At 72.5% G+C, this 18,704-nt stretch carries 10 protein-coding genes; 6 read left to right on the top strand and 4 right to left on the bottom strand.

Features of this window, described 5'->3' with window-relative positions; translation table 11 throughout:
• Positions 1–491: 491 nt before the first annotated feature.
• Complete coding sequence (locus ABZ454_RS28060; protein WP_359542112.1) at positions 492–3,077, top strand: SpoIIE family protein phosphatase; 2,586 nt, start codon at positions 492–494, stop codon at positions 3,075–3,077.
• Between the two features lie 66 nt (positions 3,078–3,143).
• On the opposite strand, the gene ABZ454_RS28065 is transcribed toward ABZ454_RS28060, so the two are convergent.
• Positions 3,144–5,327, bottom strand: coding sequence for a discoidin domain-containing protein (locus ABZ454_RS28065; RefSeq protein WP_356319550.1), 2,184 nt, complete (start codon positions 5,325–5,327; stop codon positions 3,144–3,146).
• A 441-nt stretch (positions 5,328–5,768) separates the two neighbouring features.
• On the opposite strand from ABZ454_RS28065, the gene ABZ454_RS28070 reads away from it, so the two are divergent.
• Positions 5,769–7,187, top strand: coding sequence for a helix-turn-helix transcriptional regulator (locus tag ABZ454_RS28070; RefSeq protein ID WP_359542027.1), 1,419 nt, complete (start codon positions 5,769–5,771; stop codon positions 7,185–7,187).
• Positions 7,188–7,242: 55 nt separating this feature from the next.
• Here the strand turns inward: ABZ454_RS28070 and ABZ454_RS28075 are convergent, their stop codons facing one another.
• A complete protein-coding gene (locus ABZ454_RS28075; RefSeq protein WP_359542113.1) occupies positions 7,243–10,722 on the bottom strand; it encodes a M28 family peptidase in 3,480 nt (1,159 codons plus the stop codon).
• A gap of 449 nt (positions 10,723–11,171) precedes the next feature.
• On the opposite strand from ABZ454_RS28075, the gene ABZ454_RS28080 reads away from it, so the two are divergent.
• Together ABZ454_RS28080 and ABZ454_RS28085 are read left to right on the top strand one after the other, a co-directional pair.
• The gene (locus ABZ454_RS28080) at positions 11,172–12,083 is read left to right on the top strand and encodes an oxidoreductase (protein WP_359542029.1); all 912 of its coding nucleotides are present in this window, start codon (positions 11,172–11,174) and stop codon (positions 12,081–12,083) included.
• Positions 12,084–12,185: 102 nt separating this feature from the next.
• Positions 12,186–13,178 (top strand): aldo/keto reductase, encoded by a 993-nt coding sequence (locus ABZ454_RS28085; protein WP_356319547.1) that lies wholly within the window; start codon positions 12,186–12,188, stop codon positions 13,176–13,178.
• Positions 13,179–13,233: 55 nt separating this feature from the next.
• On the opposite strand, the gene ABZ454_RS28090 is transcribed toward ABZ454_RS28085, so the two are convergent.
• Entirely contained in the window at positions 13,234–14,430 is a 1,197-nt protein-coding gene (locus ABZ454_RS28090) for a serine/threonine-protein kinase (protein ID WP_356319546.1), read from the bottom strand.
• Positions 14,431–15,063: 633 nt separating this feature from the next.
• Complete coding sequence (locus ABZ454_RS28095) at positions 15,064–15,549, bottom strand: Lrp/AsnC family transcriptional regulator (RefSeq protein ID WP_359542031.1); 486 nt, start codon at positions 15,547–15,549, stop codon at positions 15,064–15,066.
• A 403-nt stretch (positions 15,550–15,952) separates the two neighbouring features.
• Between ABZ454_RS28095 and ABZ454_RS28100 the strand changes: the two genes are divergently transcribed.
• Entirely contained in the window at positions 15,953–17,461 is a 1,509-nt protein-coding gene (locus tag ABZ454_RS28100) for an FUSC family protein (RefSeq protein WP_359542033.1), read from the top strand.
• A gap of 104 nt (positions 17,462–17,565) precedes the next feature.
• Complete coding sequence (locus ABZ454_RS28105) at positions 17,566–18,636, top strand: lactonase family protein (protein WP_359542035.1); 1,071 nt, start codon at positions 17,566–17,568, stop codon at positions 18,634–18,636.
• The last annotated feature ends 68 nt before the right edge of the window (positions 18,637–18,704 follow it).

Here is an 18,704-nt window from a genome sequence, read left to right on the forward strand (position 1 = left end):
GCGGGGTCCTTCGGCGGCCCGGCGGTGGAACGCGCCTCGGGGCCGCACGGAGTGCGGCCCCGAGGGCGAAGAAGAAAGGGCGCGGCGGTCAGTACGGCAGCGGGCGCCCGGACGGCGTGCGCAGATCGAGCGGCGGCGGGCGGGAGGGGAGCGGGGGACGTCGGACGATCCTGATGCGGCCCACTGACACCACCTCCTGTCGGTAATCCGTCATATGCCCGGGCGATGCGCCGTTCACACGTCCGGCGGTCATGAACCCGCTCCGGCCCGGACGGGCGGTGACGGCGAATCGTGTTAAACCTGAAGATGTGGGTGGCACAGGTCGCTTCCGGACGCGGTTTCACCACTCCGCCCGGCAGCCGCATCGGCAGGACGACCCGGGCGGTGCCGACCCGACGCCCTCCGGCCGTCACCCCGGGCGGTCCTCACCGGGCCGCCGGCTGCGCGACCTCTTCAGCGTCCACACCGTGGCCGGTCAGGTCTTCTTCCTCATGCTGGGCATCGTGTCGCTGCTCGTCGTGACGGCCGTCGTCGCTCTGGTGGTGCAGGGCAGACGCGACAGCACGAACGTGGCCCGGGCCCGGTCGCTGAGCGTCGCGGAGACCTTCGCCCACGCGCCCGGCGTCGCGGCGGCCCTGGACAGCAGGGACCCCACCGCGCTCCTGCAGCCGCGAACCGAGCAGATCCGTCGCGCGACCGGTGTGGAGTACATCGTGGTGGCCGGGACCAACGGCATCCGCTACACCCACCCCGACCCCGCGCTGATCGGCGAGCACATCATCGGCCCGTACAAGGAAGCCCTCGAGGGCAAGCCCTTCACCCGCACGCTCAATGCCAGCCGAGGCCTGGCCATCAACTCGGTGGTGCCCGTGCCACGGCCCGACGGCACGGCCGCCGGCCTGGTGTCCGTCGGCATCAGGGTCGAGACCGTGAACAAGCTCGCCTACCCGAGCATCCCGCTCGCCCTCGGTGCCGCGGTGGTCGCGCTCGCCCTCACGGCGGGCGGCGCTGCCCTGGTGAGCCGCCGCCTGGGCCGCCAGACCCGCGGGCTCGGCCCGGCCGAGATGACCCGGATGTACGAACACCACGACGCGGTGCTGCACGCGGTCCGCGAAGGCGTCCTCATCATCGGCGCCGACGGCCGGCTGGTCCTCGCCAACGACGAGGCCCGCCGTCTCCTGGGGCTGCCCGCCGACGCCGAGGGCCGCGCCGTGACGGCGCTGGGCCTCCACCCCCGCACCGCGGAGCTGCTGGCCTCCGGGCGGGTCGCCACGGACGAGGTGCGGCCCGCCGGCAACCGGCTGCTGGCCGTCAACCTCCGCCCCACGGGCGAGCGCGGCGGACCGCCCGGCACGGTCGCCACCCTGCGCGACACCACGGAACTGCAGGCCGTCACCGGCCGGGCGGAGACCGTGCGCGAGCGGCTGCTGCTCCTGTACCGGGCGGGGGCCCGCATCGGGACGACCCTCGACGTCACCACGACCGCGCGGGAGCTGGCGGAGGTCGCCGCGCCCGGATTCGCGGACTGCGCGACGGTCGACCTGGCCGACTCCGTCCTGCGCGGGGAGGAACCTGAGCCGCCCTCCGGGGAGGCGATGGACATGCGCCGCACCGCCGTGGGCGGCGTCGGCCCGGACCATCCCCTCTACCCGCCGGGCCGTGTGATCGGCTACGTGCCCACCAGCGCCGACGTCCTCGGCAGCACCCGCGGCCACACCTGGATGGTGCCCGACCTGGCCGCGTCCCAGGAGTGGCGCCTGCCCGACCCCGAACAGGCGGCGCGGATCCTGGAGCACGGATTCCACTCGCTGCTCTCCGTGCCCCTGCACGCGCGCGGGGTCGTCCTCGGCATGGCCAACTTCTGGCGCGCGCAGAACGAGGCCCCCTTCGACGCCGAGGACCTGTCCTTCGCCGAGGAACTGGTGGCCCGGGCGGCGGTCAGCGTCGACAACGCCCGGCGTTACACCCGTGAGCACGAAATGGCCGTGACGCTGCAGCGCAGCCTGCTCCCGAGCGGACTCCCCGAACAGAACGCCCTGGACGTCGCCTACCGCTACCTGCCGGCGCAGGAGGGAGTGGGCGGGGACTGGTTCGACGTGATCCCCCTGTCGGGCGCCCGGGTCGCGCTCGTCGTCGGCGACGTGGTCGGGCACGGCCTGCACGCCGCGGCCACCATGGGCCGGCTGCGCACCACGGTGCACAACTTCTCCACCCTGGACCTGCCGCCGGACGAACTCCTCGGCCACCTCGACGAACTCGTCGTCAGGACGGACCAGGTGGAGACCGGAGGGGCGATCACCGGGGCCACCTGTCTGTACGCGATCTACGACGCGGTCTCGGGGCGCTGCTCGGTGGCGCGGGCCGGGCACCCCGGACCGGCCCTCGTCCTGCCCGACGGAACCGTGCGGTTCCCCGAGATCCCCGCCGGTCTGCCGCTCGGGATCGGCGGCATGCCCTTCGAGGCGACCGAGCTGGAGGTGCCGGAGGGCAGCCGCCTGGTGCTGTACACGGACGGTCTGGTCGAGCGCCGCGGCCAGGACATCGACGACGGCCTGGAGCGGCTCCAGAATGCCTTGGCCGGCCGCGACCGTACGCCGGAGGAGACCTGCGACGACGTGCTGGAGGCCCTGCTGCCCAGCCGCCCGGGCGACGACATCGCCCTGCTCGTCGCCCGCACCCGCACCCTGGATCCGGCCCGGCGCGTCCAGTGGCAGGTGGACCCCGACCCCGCGGCCGTCGCGGGCGTGCGCAAGGAGGCGATCCGCTGGCTCGCCGACCGAGGTCTCGACGAGGAGGGGTTCGTCACCGAACTGATCCTGAGCGAGCTCGTCACCAACGCGATCCGCTACGGCTCCGAGCCGATCAGCGTGCGGCTGTTGTACGACCGGGCCCTGATCTGCGAGGTGTCGGACTGCAGCAGCACATCCCCGCACCTGCGCTACGCCGCGACGACGGACGAGGGCGGGCGGGGTCTGTTCCTGGTCGCCCAGTTCGCCGAGCGCTGGGGCACCCGCTACACCGAGCGCGGCAAGGTCATCTGGTCCGAGCAGGCACTCGGCGGGCCCCCGTCCCGGTAGCCGCGTGGAAGCGGGGCCCGGCAGCGTGTGCCGGGCCCCGCGGAGTCGCTCACCTCACCGGTGAGGTCAGGGGAAGGACACCACGTTCGACGGGACGGTGGACGTGCCGGAGGTGGGCGCTCCGGTGTTGTTGATGACGTGTTCGTACTGGCCCTGGCCGCCGAGGGAGACGACGAGCAGGTCGTGGAACCTCACTCCGGGTTTGACCGGGGCCTGGAAGCCGTGGTCCTGGCGGATGGTGGGGTCGACGTTGAAGTAGCAGTAGCTGCCGAGTCCCCAGCCCTCGTGGGTGGTCACGGAGTCGTCGACCTTGTAGGCGGCGAATCCCTTGGTGCTGCCGTTCTGGATGGCGGCCTGGTTGGGGGCGTCGTAGGCCTTCTCGTTCTGGAAGAAGATCGTCTTGCCGTTCTCGCCGGACCAGCGGACGTCGTACTTGTTGAAGTGCTCGACGAACAGGCCCGTCGCCAGCACGTTGTCGCCGTTGACCTGGAGGCCGTAGTCGGCCCGGTTGGTCTCCCAGCCGACCCCGTCTCCGTGGTCGGCGCGCCACAGCCAGGTGTGGTCGATGATCGTGTCGTTGCTGTTGATCACCATGCCGGTGGTGGCCTTGCCGGCGCCCGCGCCGCCGACCCGGACGAAGACGTCCTGGACGCTGGTCGGGTTCGCCGCGTGGCCCGCCGAGGCTCCGTCGGGGCCGACCTGGAGCAGCACCTGCGAGTTCTGCGGTCCGGCGTCGATGAGCAGTCCGGCGAGCTTGACGCCGTCCACGTCGCCGACCTTGAGGGCGGTCACGCCGTTGTCGGGGATGAGCGTGGCGAGGCCGAGTCCGAGCACGACCGTGTTGGCGCGGTTGATGTCGATGGTCTGGTTCACGTGGTAGACGCCGGGTGTGAACAGCAGGTGCAGGCCCTGCTGCACGGCCGCGTTGATCGTGGCGGCGGTGGCCCCCGGCTTGACGACGTAGAACTGGCTCAGCGGGATCGACTGGCCCTGCGGGGTGCCGTTCCAGGAGACGCCGCGTGCGTTGGTGCGCTTGGCGGGGACGAACACCTTGTAGTCGTTGCCGTCCAGGTAGAGGAACGGCTTCTCCCGGGAGACCGGCGTGGTGTCCAGGGTGGTGTACGGGGGGTTGGGGAAGCTCTGGGCGGGTGCGCCCTCGACGCCGGAGAAGGTCATGTTCCAGACGCCGTTGCCCCAGCTGCCGATCGAGCTGTCCCGGGTGTACCACTGCTGCTGCGAGTAGGGGCCGACCTGGCCGTCGATCTTGCTGTCGGCGATGTACCCGCCGCTCGCCCACCCGTAGCCATTCGGTGCGAGGTTCAGCCCGCCCTTGACGTGCATCCGGCGGAAGGGCGCGGCCTGCGAGACGGCCCAGCGGTCGGTGCCGTTGACCGGGTTGAGCGCGAGGTTCTCCGCCGAACGCCAGAAGTTCTGCGTGGCGTTCCCGTTGAACCAGCCGGCGTCGACGGTCACGTCACCGTTGAACGTGGTGTCGTCCGGCTTGAGACCGAGGCCGGCTATCTGGGTGTAGAAGCCGATCTGGGCGTTGATGTTGTTGTACGTGCCCGGCTTGAACATCAGCGCGTAGCGGCCGGTGCCGAACTGGGCCGATTCCTGCTGCTTGAAGATCTCGTCGACCTTGGCCTGGATGCCGGGCGTCGACGGGTCGAAGACCAGGACGTTCGGGCCGAGGTCGCCGCCGCCCGGGATCTGGGGGCCGCCCCCGCCGCCGGTGGTCCCGAATACCTGGAACTCCCAGAGCGAGTACCCGTACGGGGTGGCCCGGGTGGTGCCGGTCAGCCGGACGTAGCGGGCGGTGCCGGAGACGTTCAGCGTCTCGGTGCCGCCGGGGCCCGTGGTGGTGGAGTAGGCGGTGCTCCAGGTGCTGTCGTCCGTGGAGAACTCGATCCGGTAGCCCGTGGCGTAGGCGGCCTCCCACTTCAGGGCGATCTGGCTGACCGAGGCGGCGGAGCCGAGGTCGACCTTGATCCATTGGGGATCGGAGAACGCGCTCGACCAGCGGGTGGCGTTGTCGCCGTCCACGGCGGCGGTGGCGGGGGTGCCGCCGTTCTCCTGGCTGGAGGTGGTCACCGTTCTGCCCTGCGAGAGCAGCGAGGGTGCCGCGCTCGCGGAGGTGGACGGCACGAAGGCCAGCAGCGAGACGACGAGACCGGCGACGGCGGCCAGCACGCCGGTGCGTCTTTTCCCGGTGGAGGGCGCGATTCTGCGGAACAAGGGGGGTGCGTACATGGGGGCTTGTCTCCTGAGTCGCGGAACAGGTGCACGACACGAAGCCGGAGAGCGCTCTCTCCGGCAGATGGGGATACTTCTCCCTCGCCTCCCCACGCGTCAATAGGTGTGCAACACCCGCTTGAACAACTGGTGTTGAGAACAAGAATTGATGACGGATACCTCACGATTGACCTCATTGCCTATGCCTTGAGGCCATCGCGGCACCAGATCTGACGGAGCGTTGATTCAGATCATGATGTGGCGCCTGCGAGGAACGGCGCCCGGCCTTCGGGGGGCGCGAGGCCGGCCCCCCGGCTCCCCGTCCGCACCGCTGCGCCTGTTACCGGACAACCTGTCCACACGTGGGGGACAGCGGGCCCGGCTGCTCGCTATCCTCCGGGACATGAGCCGTGAGCGTGGCACGCGTGGCGTCCCTGACCAGGCGCGACGGGGTTCCGGGTGAGCGACGGCGTGGGTCCCGCCCCGGCGGACGCCCGGACCGCCGAGGTGTGGCGGACGTTCGGAGCCCGGTTACGACGGTGGCGCAGGCGGGCCGGCTTCACCCAGGTGCAGGTGGGCGCCCGGGTCGGCTACGACCACACCGCCATCAGCAGACTGGAGCACGGCAGTCGCAGGACCCCGCTGCCGCTGGCCCGCCGGCTCGACGAACTCCTGACGGCCGGGGGTGACCTGCTGGCCGCCTGCGAGGCGGCCGAGGAACAGGAACGGCTCGCAGGCGATCCGGCCCCGGCCCGGCAGGGCCCGCTGCCCGGGGAACCCGCCGGCGGAGCGCTCCTGGCGATGCTTCCTCCCGGGACCGCCTTGCCCGCACACCTGCCCGCGTACGGACTCGTCTGCCCGGTGCACGGCCGGGACGGCTGCTCGGTGCCCGTGCTCACGGACGTCATCGCCCTGCACGCGGCCTTCTGCGCGCCGGGCCCCGACGCGCGGACACGCCCAGCCCTGGACAGCGACACCGTGCACGCGCTGACCGCCCTGCTCGCGGTCTGTCTGCGCGCCGACGAGGAGCGGGCCTGGCCGGGTGCGACCGCCGTCGTCGAGCGCACGCTGCACGCCATGCTCCGCTGGATGGCGCTCCCCGCGGCGTCGTACCAGCCCCAACTGGCGCCGCTGGCCGCCGAGTACGCACAGTCGGCCGGCTGTCTGCGGTTGCTCTGGGGCCGCAACGGGACGGCGATGGCCTGGCTCGACCGCTCGCTGCTCTGGGCCGCCATGGCCGGCCGTGTCGGGACGCAGGTCGCGGCCCTCGGCGACATGAGCACCCTGGCACGGCTGGAGGGCGACGGCCCGTCGGCACTCGCCTACGGCGCCGCGATAGGCCAGGCCGCCGCGGGCCGGCACTGGGCGGGCGCCCTGAGCGATCTGTACCAGGCGCGCGGGCACGCCGTCCGCGGTGACGCCGCCCGGACCCTGTGGCACGTCGAACGGGCCTGGGCGCGGATGGACCGGGCCGGCGATCGCGACGAGGCGGAGGCGCCCTGGCTGTCCGTCGCCTCGGTGCGCCTGCGCGTGGAGTCCGGCGCGGCCGGCGCGCTGCGCGATCTCGCCGCGGCCACCGGTGACCGCCGTTACGCGCGGCGCGCCGTCGGATCGGCGCGCACCGCGCTCGGCCTGCTGCCCCCCGGCATGCACTCGGCGCGGATGCTGTTCCTGGCCCGCATGGCCGACGCCCACGCGTGCGCCGGTGACCCGGCGGCGGCTCAGGCGGTGGCGGGACCGGTCCTGGACACCACCGACGTGCATCCGTCCACGCTGCTCGGCCAGGAACTGCGCGGACTCCACGCCAGACTGGTGGCCGTCAGCGGCCGCCCGCCGTCCGACGACTTCGTCAGCAGACTGGCGGCGGCGGTCCGCTGACACGCAGGGGGCGGGGCGTGTGGACCACGCCCCGCCCCTGGCCCTTGATGAAGGATCAGCTCACGTCGAGCGCCACGTCGTCCACGACGAAGCTGGTCTGCAGGTAGGCGTCCTCCTTACTGGTGAACCCCAGCGTCACGGTCTGCCCCGCGGCCGAGCCGACGTCGAAGGACTGCTGGACATAGCCGCTGCCCGCGTCCAGATTCGAGTACGTCGCCAGCGTCCGGGATCCCAGCTTCACGGTGAACGTGTCGTAGGCGGTCGCGTCACCCGCCGACTCGTCGGTGTCGGTGCTCAGGTAGAACGACAGGCGGTACGTCGAGCAGCCCGCCGGAACGGCCAGTGACTGCGTGGCCGTGTCGCTGTGGGTGCTGCCCCAGCCGCCGAACCAGGCCTGGTACGCACCGCTGTGCGCGGGCTTCTCGGAGGTCCGGTTGTTGATGACCCCGTCCGTCTGCGTCCACGGCGTGGTGCCGTTCTCGAAGCCGCCGTTGGCGACGACCTGCCGCGCCTGGCAGGTTCCGCCGCCTTTGACGACCAGCGAGTACGTGGTGCTGTGGGTGGCGGTGCCCGTCCCGGTCACGGTGAGGGTGTACGTACCCGCGGTGACCTGTGCCCCTGCGGAGACGGTCATCGTGGACGAGGAACCCGAGGGCACGGAGGCCGGGGCGAAGGAGACGGTGACGCCGCTCGGCGCACCGGTGGCCGTGAGCCGCACGGTCTGCGCGGAACCGCCGGTGGTGGCCGTGGACACGGTCGCGGTGACGGAAGCGCCCGGCTGGACACTGCCGGACACCGGGTTCACCGAGACGGAGAAGTCGTCGGCGGGCGCGGTGGTGCCGACCGCCGTCCTCCACACGGTGTACGCGACCCCGTCCGCACTGCGGTCGAGCGCGGTCGCGTTGATGTTGGCCGTGGTGTCGCACGACTGGTGGTAGCACGCGTCGTACGAACGGCCCGCGGTGCCGCCCCACTTGGCGGCCTGGGCGGAGGACTTGGTGGCGCCGGCGCCGGTCGCGTACCCGGACGTGGCGATGCCGCCCTGCTGGAACGAGTAGTCGTCGGAGCGTCCCTGGCCCTCGACGTTCTCCTCGGGGGCGAGGCCGAGCGACGTCCAGTACTCCTTCATCGGGGCCGACGCGGCCGAGTTGAGGTTGTTGATGAAGTAGCCGCCGTTGGTGGAGGCGACCATGTCGAAGTTGTAGTACGCGGTGATCGCCGACCGCTGGGCGGCGGAGAGCTGACCGACGTAGAACTCCGAGCCCTCCAGGCCCTGCTCCTCGCCGTTCCACCAGGCGAAGCGCACGTGCTTGGTCATCGTCGGGTTCTGCTGGGCCAGGGCGAGCGCGTTCTCCAGGAGCGTGGCGGAACCTGAGCCGTTGTCGTTGATCCCGGGACCGGCGGCCACACCGTCGAGGTGGGCGCCGAACATCACGGTCCGGTCGGCCGGGCCGCCCGGCCAGTCCGCGATCAGGTTGTTGCCGCGGTAGGTGCAGGTGGTGCAGACCTGCTCGCTGACGGTGTAGCCGGCCGTCTGCAGCTTGCCCTTCACATAGGCGAGCGACGCGGTGTAGCCGCTGCTGCCGGCCCGCCGGTTCCCGCCGTTCTGCGAGGCGATGGTGTTGAACTGGGACAGGTGCGCCTGGACGGCGGCGACGCTGATGTCCGGGGCGGTGCTCCCCGGATTCCCGCCGTCACCGATCGTCAGGGTGTACTGCGCGGTGTGGTCCTGGGTGCCTGCCCCCTTCACCGTGAGGGTGTACGTACCGGGAGCCGCGGCCGAAGTCGTCGACACGGTCATGGCCGAGGTCGCCCCGGACTGCACCGAGGAGGGGCTGAAGGAGACGCTCACGCCGCTCGGCTGTCCGGTCGCCGACAGGTTCACCGTCTGCGCGCTGCCGGATGACACGGTGGTCCTGACCTCGGCCGTCACCGAACTGCCCGGCTTCACCGAGCCGGCGGCCGGGTCGAGCGTCAGGGAGAAGTCGTTGTCGCCACTCGGGGTGCACGTCGGGTCGCCGCCCTGGGCGGGGACGCTCACCGCGTCCCAGGCCGCCTTCGTCCGGTTGAACAGGACACAGGTGGCGTCGAGGTTCCTGGCCGAGGTCAGCGTGGCGCTGCGGTAGCGCTTGTACGTCATGCCGCTGGTCTTCAGCAGCATCCCGCCGTAGAAGACCTTGCCGGCACTCTGGATACCCACACCGGTCACCGAGGAGCTGTTGCAGGTGGGGCTGGACGGTTTGCCGCCACCGGGGTTCGAGCCCTCGGCCAGCAGGTAGAACCAGTGGTTGAGCGGGCCGGCCGCCGCGTGCTCCTCGGTGCTGGGTATGGAGGAGCTGTAGCAGTTCGGGTCGCCGGTCTGCCCCGGGTTGTACATGATCCGGATCGGCCCGTCGCCCACCAGGTCGATCTTCTCGCCGACGGTGTAGTCCGGGTCGTCGTAGGGGGCGGGCTCGTTGGTGTACGCCTCGGTCAGCGCGCCCATGATGTCGCCGGTGGCCTCGCCGAGACCGGACTCGTTGTTGGCGCCACCGGGCGTGTACTGGTCGATGCCGTGGCCGAACTCATGGCCCACGACGTCCATGGCGCCGATCCACTGGTTGGCGTTGTTGTGGCCGATGGAGACGCTGGAGCCGTCCCAGTAGGCGTTCACGTCGTTCAGACCGACCTTGACCGGCCAGCTGCGGCCGTTGCCGTCGTGGCCGTTGCGCCCCAGCCAGTCACGCAGCATGTCCCACTCGTGCTGGGCCGCCCACATGGCGTCGACGCAGCCGGTCTCCTTGCTGGAGGCGCTGCCGGTGCCCCAGGAGTCGCTCGACTTGGTGAAGACGCTCCCGGTGCTGAGGTCGGCGCAGCTCAGGCCGGGGCGGGCCGGGTCGCGCAGCGAGTAACTGCCGCCTGAGGAGGTGGTGTTGATGGAAAGCGGGGACGGTCCGTTCCACTGGCTGGTGCCGGTGCCGGCCTTGACGTCGTCGTAGCTGTCGAGCACCGCCCCGGTGCCCGCGTCGACGAAGACGTGCAGCCGGCTCGGGGCCTTAGCCGTGCGGCCGGTGAGCACGGTCTCCCAGGCCAGCCGGGACTTCGTGCCGGTGGCCCGGACGACCAGCCGGTGGCTGTCGACCCGCTCCACCGTGCGGAGCTTCCCGCGCGAGGTGGCTTCGGCGGCCCCGGCGGACACGGTCGCGGTGGTCGGCACGTCGATGCGCCGGGAGACCGCCGAACGCGTCCCGCGGATGCGGCCCTTGGAGTCGGCCACCACGACGGCGTCGCCGCCGACGACCGGCAGGCCGCGGTAGGTGCGTTCGTACGCGATGGAGTAGAGCCCGTCGACCCACGGGGTCACCATCTGTCGCTCGTACCGCTCCTCGGGCCCCTTGGCCAGGGCGTCGAGTCCACTGGCCGCCGCCCGGTCGGCGGCCGACACGGCGGTCGTGAGTGCGGTCGGCGTGGGGGGAGACGGTTCCGCGGAAGCGGACCGGCCACTCGTGGCGACCAGCATTCCGGCGAGGACGGCCAGGGTTGTCCCGGCCGTCATCGGTCTGCGTTTCATCGAGGCTCCTCGGTTCGTGGGGACCTCGGTCACGGGCAGCGGCGTGGGGAGACGGGTCCGCCCATGGTGTCGGCGCCGGCCGTCCGCCCAGGTGGTGTTCCGTGATCGGGCGACCGAACACTCACATGCAGTCATGAACTCGTCAATGAACTACGGGAGCGCGCAAGGGACTTGGCAAGTCTGGTCAAGTCGCGATGGTGTGATCGCACAGCCGGCCCATGGGGCGGGGCGGGGGACGAGGCGCCCGGGAGGGCCCGTCGTGCCGCGAGGGGGTGGACAGGGCGGTGGAGTGGATCTATCCTGCACTCGCACCAAGTGAAAGAAACCACAGACGCGTTGGCGCAACTTTAGCACGAACGGGCCCATGGCGCAAGACTTCTGGCGTCCCCTCACGTGGCCGACCTCTGAACCTCGCCTGACGAAAGGTCTCAGTCTTGACCCCGGAATCACCCGACGCGGCGGCTGCCGGCACCTGGCAGCTCGGCGATCTGACCGTCAACCGGATCGGTTTCGGCGCCATGCGCCTGACCCAGAACGGTGCCGCGTTCAGCCACGACCGTGGCCCGCACGACCGGGACCGGGCGGTCGCCGTGCTGCGCCGCGCCGTCGAACTCGGCGTGAACCACATCGACACGGCAGCCTTCTACTTCTCCCCCCTGCGTTCGGCCAACGAACTGATCAACCGGGCACTGGCGCCGTACACGGACGACCTGGTCATCACCACCAAGGTGGGCCCGGGGCGTGGCCCCTCCGGTGACTGGCTGGACTGGGCCCGGCCCGAACAACTGCGCGGACAGGTCCACGAGAACATCCGGCAACTCGGCCGCGACCACCTCGATGTGGTCAACCTGAGGATGAACGGGCCCGCCCCGATCAGCGAGCAGTTCGGCGCACTGGCCGAGCTGCGCGAGGAGGGGCTCATCCGCCACCTGGGCCTGTCCAACGCCTGGCCCGACCAGATCGCCGAGGCCAGGGCCATCGCGCCCGTCGTCTGCGTGCAGAACAGGTACGGCATCGGCGAACGCCGCGCCGACTCCGAGGACATCCTGCGCACCTGCGGCGCACTCGGCATCGCTTTCGTACCGTTCTACGCGATCGCCGCCGGGGGCCGTGAGGCCGGTGCGGACGCCACCGCGGAGCGCGAGGCGCTGCTCGACATCGCCCGGGCCCACGACGCCTCTCCCGCCCAGGTCCGGCTCGCCTGGACGCTTCAGCGGGGTCCGCACGTCCTGGCCATCCCGGGCACGGGCGACCCCGCTCACCTGGAGGCCAACGTGGCGGCGGGCGCACTGCGGCTCACCGACGACGAGACGCGGCGGCTCTCCGCACTGGGACAGACCGGCTGACAACCCGGGCCGGGGGCCGCCCGGGCGCGGAGCGGCGTGCTCCGCCCCCGGTGCTCTCCCGGCCAAGGCGGGGCTCGGGCCGGTCACCACGCGGGACGTAGCATGATCCCCATGGAACAGCGAGAACTGGGCAGGACCGGACGCGCCGTCTCGGTCGTCGGGCAGGGCACGTGGCAGCTCGGCGGCGACTGGGGCGAGGTGCGCGAGACCGATGCCTTCGACGTCCTCGACGCCGCCGTCGGGGCGGGCGTCACCTTCTTCGACACGGCGGACGTGTACGGGGACGGCCGGAGCGAACAGCTCATCGGCCGATACCTGAAGGAGCGCCCCGACGCCGGGGTCTTCGTCGCCACGAAGATGGGGCGCCGCGCCGACCAGGTCCCGGAGAACTACGTCCTGGACAACTTCCGTACGTGGAACGACCGCTCGCGGGCCAACCTCGGGGTCGACACCCTCGATCTCGTGCAGCTGCACTGCCCGCCCACGGCCGTCTACTCCTCGGACGAGGTGTACGACGCGCTCGACACCCTGGTCGCCGAGCAGCGGATCGCCGCCTACGGGGTGAGCGTCGAAACGTGCGCGGAAGCGCTGACGGCCATCGCCCGCCCCGGTGTCGCGAGCGTGCAGATCATCCTCAATCCGTTCCGCCTCAAGCCGCTGGACGAGGTTCTGCCGGCCGCGCGCGCGGCGGGCGTCGGCATCGTCGCACGGGTGCCGCTCGCCTCCGGCCTGCTCTCCGGCAGGTACACCGCGGACACGGTCTTCGCGCCCGAGGACCACCGTACGTACAACCGGCACGGGGAGGCGTTCGACCAGGGCGAGACCTTCTCCGGGATCGAGTACGGCACCGGGGTGGCGGCGGCGGCCGAGTTCGCCGGACTGGCTCCGCAGGGGGCGACCCCCGCCCAGACGGCACTGCGCTGGATCATCCAGCAGCCCGGTGTCACCAGCGTTATCCCCGGGGCCCGTTCGGTCGAGCAGACCCGGGCCAACGCGGCCGCGGCGGACCTGGAACCGCTGCCGCAGAGCACGCTCGACGCGGTGCGGGATCTCTATGACCGCAGGATCCGCGCGGCGGTCCACGACCGCTGGTAGCGGGCCGGGGTCGTGCCGGGCGGGCGTTTCGCGGCCCGCCTGACCGGTCCCCGTCCTACTGGTCCCCCTCCGCCTCGGGCGCGGGCGACGTGGGCCCGCTCGTCGTTCCGCTGTCCGGGGTGGTGGCCGAGCTGGAGTCGGGGGAGAACAGGCTCATCCCCAGGTAGACGGCGGCCAGGAAGGCGACGCTGCCCGCGATGGCGCTGGCCACTCTGGGCCGGCGTCTGATCGCCTCGCGGGTGCTGCGCCGCCGGTTGCCGCCGGGCCGGGCGGCCGCACGCCGCCCCCGGCCGTGCGCCTGGGGCAGCCGGTACGTCGTCGGGGAACCGGGGTCCGCACCGGAGCGCGGCGCGGCGGGTGAGGGCGGCACGGGCATCGGCGCGTAGCCCGCGGCCGGAGCGCGCGGGGGAGCGGGCCGGTGCTGCGGGAGTGGTTCCGCCTGCCCCCGCCAGGCCTCGCTGTGGAACCAGTCGGCGACCTGCTGGGCGGTGGGCCGGTCCTCCGGCTGCTTCGCCAGCAGGCCCAGGAGGTACGAGTCGAAGGCCGCGGACATGTCGACGCCCCGCTGCCGCAGCGGCACGGGCGGCGTGTCCACGTGCTGGTACAGGGTCGCGGTCGGGGTGTCCGAACGGAACGGCGGCTGCCCGAGCAGCAGTTGGTAGATGACGCAGCCCAGCGAGTACATGTCCGACGCGGCACCGGCGGTACGGCCGAGGGCCCGTTCCGGCGCGAGGTAGAGGCTCGTGCCGACGATGTGCCCCGTCGTGGTGAGGGCGGCCGAGGGGTCGTCGACGAACTGGGCGATCCCGAAGTCGCCGATCTTGACGGAACCCTCGGCGTCCAGCATCAGGTTCCCCGGCTTGATGTCCCGGTGGACGATGCCCTGCCGGTGGGCCGCCGCCAGTCCGGCGGCCGCCTGGCCGGCGATTCGGGCGACCTGTTCGGGACCCAGCCGCTCCTGCGCCAGCAGCAGGTCGGACAGGCTCCTGCCCTCGACGAGCTCCATCACGAGGAAGAGCCGGTCCTCCCAGGACCCGAAGTCGAACACGGCCACCAGATGCGGGTGGCTCAGCCGGGCGGCGGTCTGGGCCTCCAGCCGGAACCGGGCGGTCGCCGACTCGTCGGCGTGTTCCCCCAGCAGCAGCTTCACGGCGACGGCCCGGCCGAGGACCTCGTCCGTGGCCCGCCAGACCTCACCCATCCCGCCACGGCCGATGGCGGATATCAATCGGTACCGACCAGCAACCAGCACCTGTGCACACCTATCTCGAATAGCTCGCGTACGTCGAACAGCTCGGGCCGAGGACCGCTCCGGCTGCCGCGGCAGCGACCTCGCGTGGAACCAGGGGCGGGGTGGGGGCACGCGGCAAGATCAGGATATCCGGCGCGCGGACCCGGGGCGACCGGCCGTCACCTCGCCCCGGCCGCACGGCCGGTGACGGCCCGGCAGACGCGGTCTCGATCGGCCGGCCGGCGGGGTCGGACGGCCCCCGGGACGGCACCCGCCGGACCAGGCCCAGGCGGGCTCCACCCGGGCCCGGGCCGTCTCCACCCGTGAGGCGCGGAACCCCGATCAGGCGGGCCGGCAGCGGCGCGGTCCCGGTGAAGCCATGCGTACGCGGGCCCGGGCGTGAACTCGCCCCGTGTGCCGGTGAGGAGCGCTTTGTCACGGTGAGGCCGACCCGTCCCGGCCGCCGCGCCTCACCTCGTGGGCGGAGACGTACGCGCGATGAGAGGGCCGCCGAGGTCACGGTCCGGTCAGCGCGCCCCGGCCCCAAGGGGCCCCCACGGGTCACCAGTTCGGACGGATGAAGGCAGCGAGGCGGTCATGCCTGCCCTGGCCGTGTGCCACGAGTTCGCGGGCGCCGCGAATTCAGCCAGACGGTCATCCCCGGCCGGGTGAAGCCGCCCGGCCGACCGACTCCACCAGGGGCAGCAGCCGGTGCGGCACCCGCTCGCGCAGGGCCACCTCGGTCCGGGTCCTGACCACGCCCGGAAGCTGGATCAGCCGCTGGATCACGTCTTCCAGATGCCCGTTGTCCCGCGCCACCACCCGGGTCAGCAGATCGCCGCCTCCCGTGGTGGAGAACGCCTCGACGATCTCCGGCACCGCGGCGAGCGCCTCGCCCACGTCGTCGAGGTGCCCCTGCGTCACTTCCAGATGCACGAAGGCGAGCACCGGGTGGCCGAGGGCGGCGGGGGAGAGGAACGGACCGCTGCCGGTGATCACGCCGTCGCGTTCGAGCCGGTCGATCCGGGCCTGGAGGGTGCCCCGGGCGATGGAGAGGATCCGCGCGTACTCGCGCACGCTCGTCTGCGGCTGCTCGATGAGCAGCCGCAGGATCCGGGTGTCGAGGGCGTCCACCGCCATGGTCCGCCGGCCTTTCCGTGGTACGTCGGTCGGGGCAGCGACTGTACCAATGGCGCACCGGACCCGGAACGCCCGGACCCGCACCGCGGGCCCGCACCCGCCTGCGGGCCCACGGCGGGGGCCGGGGCTCGGAACCGCACGTCGGGGCCGTTCGCCGTGGGCCAGATCGAGCCGGCCCAGCGGTGGCGCCCCCTGTGGTTCGCGGGGCCCGTCCGGTGGTCCGTTGGCCGACTGCTGGAACCTCGTCGCGGTGATCGAATGGGCCATTGGTCCAGTGTTCGGAGCTCAATTTGAGCCAACGGGCCCTCGGGTGCTCTGATGTACCTGTCGATGGCGCTGCGGATCCCGTGGCGCCTTTTTCATGCCGGTACGCGGGACCGGTGCACCGAGGCGGGGAGCAGCAGTGCTGAAGAGAGCGTTCGTGGCCCGGGACCCGGGGCGGCTGAGGCTGCGCTTCGCCGGCCGGGCCGTGCTCGGTATCGGGCTCGCGGTGAGCGTGTGCGGCCTCGCCGGGCATTCCCTCGTCGCGGCGATCACCGGGGGCCTGGCCGCGCTCCTCGCCCTGTTCACGGTGACCGACCCCACCGTCCGCGGCCAGGCCGTCACCACGGCGCTGCTGCCCGCCGTCGGTTTCCCGGTGCTCGCGCTCGCCGCGGTCCTGCACGGCCACCCGGTCGCGCGTGACGTGGCCTTCCTCGCCGTCCTGGGCATCGGCGTCTACGCACGGCGGTGGGGTCCGCGCGGGCACTCCCTCGGCGTGTTCGCCTTCATGGCGTTCTTCACCACGCAGTTCCTCCACACGCTGCCCGGACAGCTCCCCGAGCTCTACTCCGCGGTCGCCCTCTCGCTGCTCTCCTCGTCGGCCGTCCGCTTCGGGCTGTGGTGCTACGAGCGCCGGCTGGCCCCGCCCGCCGTGCCCGCCCTGGCCGGCGGTACGGGCCTGGCCAGGGTCACCACACGGCAGGCGGTCCAGGCGACCGCCGGCGGAACCGTCGCGCTGATGGCGGGGCAGTTCCTGTCCGACCAGCGGTGGTACTGGGCCGTGGGCGCCACCTGGTGGGTCTTCGTGAACACCGCCTCGCGCGGCGAGACGCTGGTACGCGGCTTCCGCCGGGTACTGGGCACGCTGATCGGCATTCCCGTCGGCCTCGCCGTCGTCGTGCCCCTGCACGGCGCGCCGGTCCCCACCGCTCTCCTCGTCGCCGTCGGGGTGTTCGGAATCTTCTACACCGCAGCCGTCTCGTACACCTGGATGATGCTGTCCGTCACGGTGATGGCCGGGGCCCTCTACGGTTCCCTCGGCGTCCTCGACCCGGACCTGCTCGCCCTGCGGCTCACCGAAACGGCCGTCGGAGCGCTGGGCGCGATGCTCGCGGTGCTGTTCGTGCTGCCCGTCACCACGCACGCCACGACCGACGCCTGGATCCAGCGGGCCCTGCGCTGTGTGCACGCCTGCACCGAGGAGGCGGCCGCCCGGCTCTCGGGCTCGGCCACCGCCGACCCGGCGCCGCGCGTCGCCGAACTGGAGGCGCTCCTCGGCCGCGTCCGGCTCTCGCTGGCCCCGCTGGTGCACCCGCTGAGCCCGCTGCGCGCCCGCAAGGCCCGCGCCGGGCACGTGCTCGCCCTGCTCGACGAGTGCGCCCGGGAAGTGCGCGGACTGGCTTCCGTGGCGGCGGACCCGGAAGCCTCCCACGACGCCCGGCTCGCCGCGGCCTGCTGGCGCGTCGAGCATGCCGTGGAGGCGCTCACCGCGCCCGAGCGGCCGGCCCGCGCCACGGTCGCCGCCGGCCTCCCGGCGCACCCGGCGGTCACCGAACCCGCCCTCGCCCATCTGCACAGTCTGGAGCGCGCACTCGCCGAACTCGCCGCGCCCCTGCACGCTCCGCCCCGCGCCCCTCTCCTCCAGACCTGACCCCGCACCCTTGGTCCAGACCACACAGGAGCACTGCTACGGTCGCCGCGGAAGATCACGGCGGCCGTCGCCGTCGTGATCAGTCGGCGGAGAAAGGCAGTGCGGTGGACAGCAACAACGGTGCCGGGCGGGCATTCATCGGGTCGTTCACCTCGGCGGGCGGACGCGGCATCACCGTCGCCGCCGTGGCCGGGGAGACCGGGGCGCTCACGGTCCTCGGAACGACGGATGCGGTACCCGATCCCTCCTATCTCGCGCTCGGCCGGGGCTCCGGGCCCGGCGGCGCGGTCCTGTACGCGGTGAGCGAGACCGAGAAGGGTGCGGCCGCGGCCCTCGACATCAGCCATGACGTGCCGCGGCCCCTCGGGGAGGTCCGGCCGGTCGACGGCGACGGCCCCACCCACCTCGCGCTCGCGGGAGGCCATGTGCTCACCGCCAACTACGGCTCCGGCAGCGTCACCGTCCTGCCCGTGCTCGCCGACGGCTCGCTCGGCGCCGCCGGCTGCGTGTACGCGCATGAGGGCAGCGGTCCGGTCATCGAACGCCAGGAGGGGCCCCACGCGCACCAGGTCCTTCCCGACCCGTCAGGGAACTGGGTGCTCAGCGTCGACCTCGGCACCGATTCGGTACGGGTCTGCGCGCTCGACCCGGGCACCGGGGAGCTGCGCCCGCACGGTGAGACGGCGCTGCGGCCGGGCACCGGCCCGCGCCATCTCGCGTTCCACCCCGCGGGCGGCCACGCCTACGTGCTGAACGAGCTGGAGCCGACCCTCACGGTCTGCCGGTGGGACGCCGCGGCCGGGGTCCTGGAAGCCGTCGGCGAGACGCCCGTGCTGCCCGCCGGGGCGAGCGGTGGCGACGGCCCGGCGAGCTACGCGTCCGAGGTCGTCGTCGCACACGACGGCCGGTTCCTGTGGGTGGCCAACCGCGGGCACGACAGCATCTCCGTGCTCGCGCTCGACGCCACGGGCGAGCGGCCGGCCCTGGTCACGACCGTGAGCTGCGGCGGGCACTGGCCGCGCGACCTGGCGCTCGACCCCACCGGGCGACGGCTGTACGCCGCCAATGAGCGGTCGGGGAACGTCAGCTGGTTCACCGTGGACCCGGAGACCGGTGTACCGGTCCCGGCAGGGTCCCTGGAGGTCCCGGCGGCCTCCTGCGTGGTCTTCGCCTGAGGAACGGCAGACGCCCCGGGGCCCGTCGACGGGCCCCGGGGCGTACCTGTGTCACGGGCTGCGCACCC

This window comes from Streptomyces sp. NPDC005803 (assembly GCF_040630435.1).
Lineage (GTDB): Bacteria > Actinomycetota > Actinomycetes > Streptomycetales > Streptomycetaceae > Streptomyces.

Excerpts from the sequence above, each read along its gene's own strand:
- ABZ454_RS28060 (WP_359542112.1), top strand. The coding sequence starts at position 492 with ATGCTGGGCATCGTGTCGCTGCTCGTCGTGACGGCCGTCGTCGCTCTG.
- ABZ454_RS28065 (WP_356319550.1), bottom strand. The coding sequence starts at position 5,327 with ATGTACGCACCCCCCTTGTTCCGCAGAATCGCGCCCTCCACCGGGAAA.
- ABZ454_RS28075 (WP_359542113.1), bottom strand. The coding sequence starts at position 10,722 with ATGACGGCCGGGACAACCCTGGCCGTCCTCGCCGGAATGCTGGTCGCC.
- ABZ454_RS28085 (WP_356319547.1), top strand. The coding sequence starts at position 12,186 with ATGATCCCCATGGAACAGCGAGAACTGGGCAGGACCGGACGCGCCGTC.
- ABZ454_RS28095 (WP_359542031.1), bottom strand. The coding sequence starts at position 15,549 with ATGGCGGTGGACGCCCTCGACACCCGGATCCTGCGGCTGCTCATCGAG.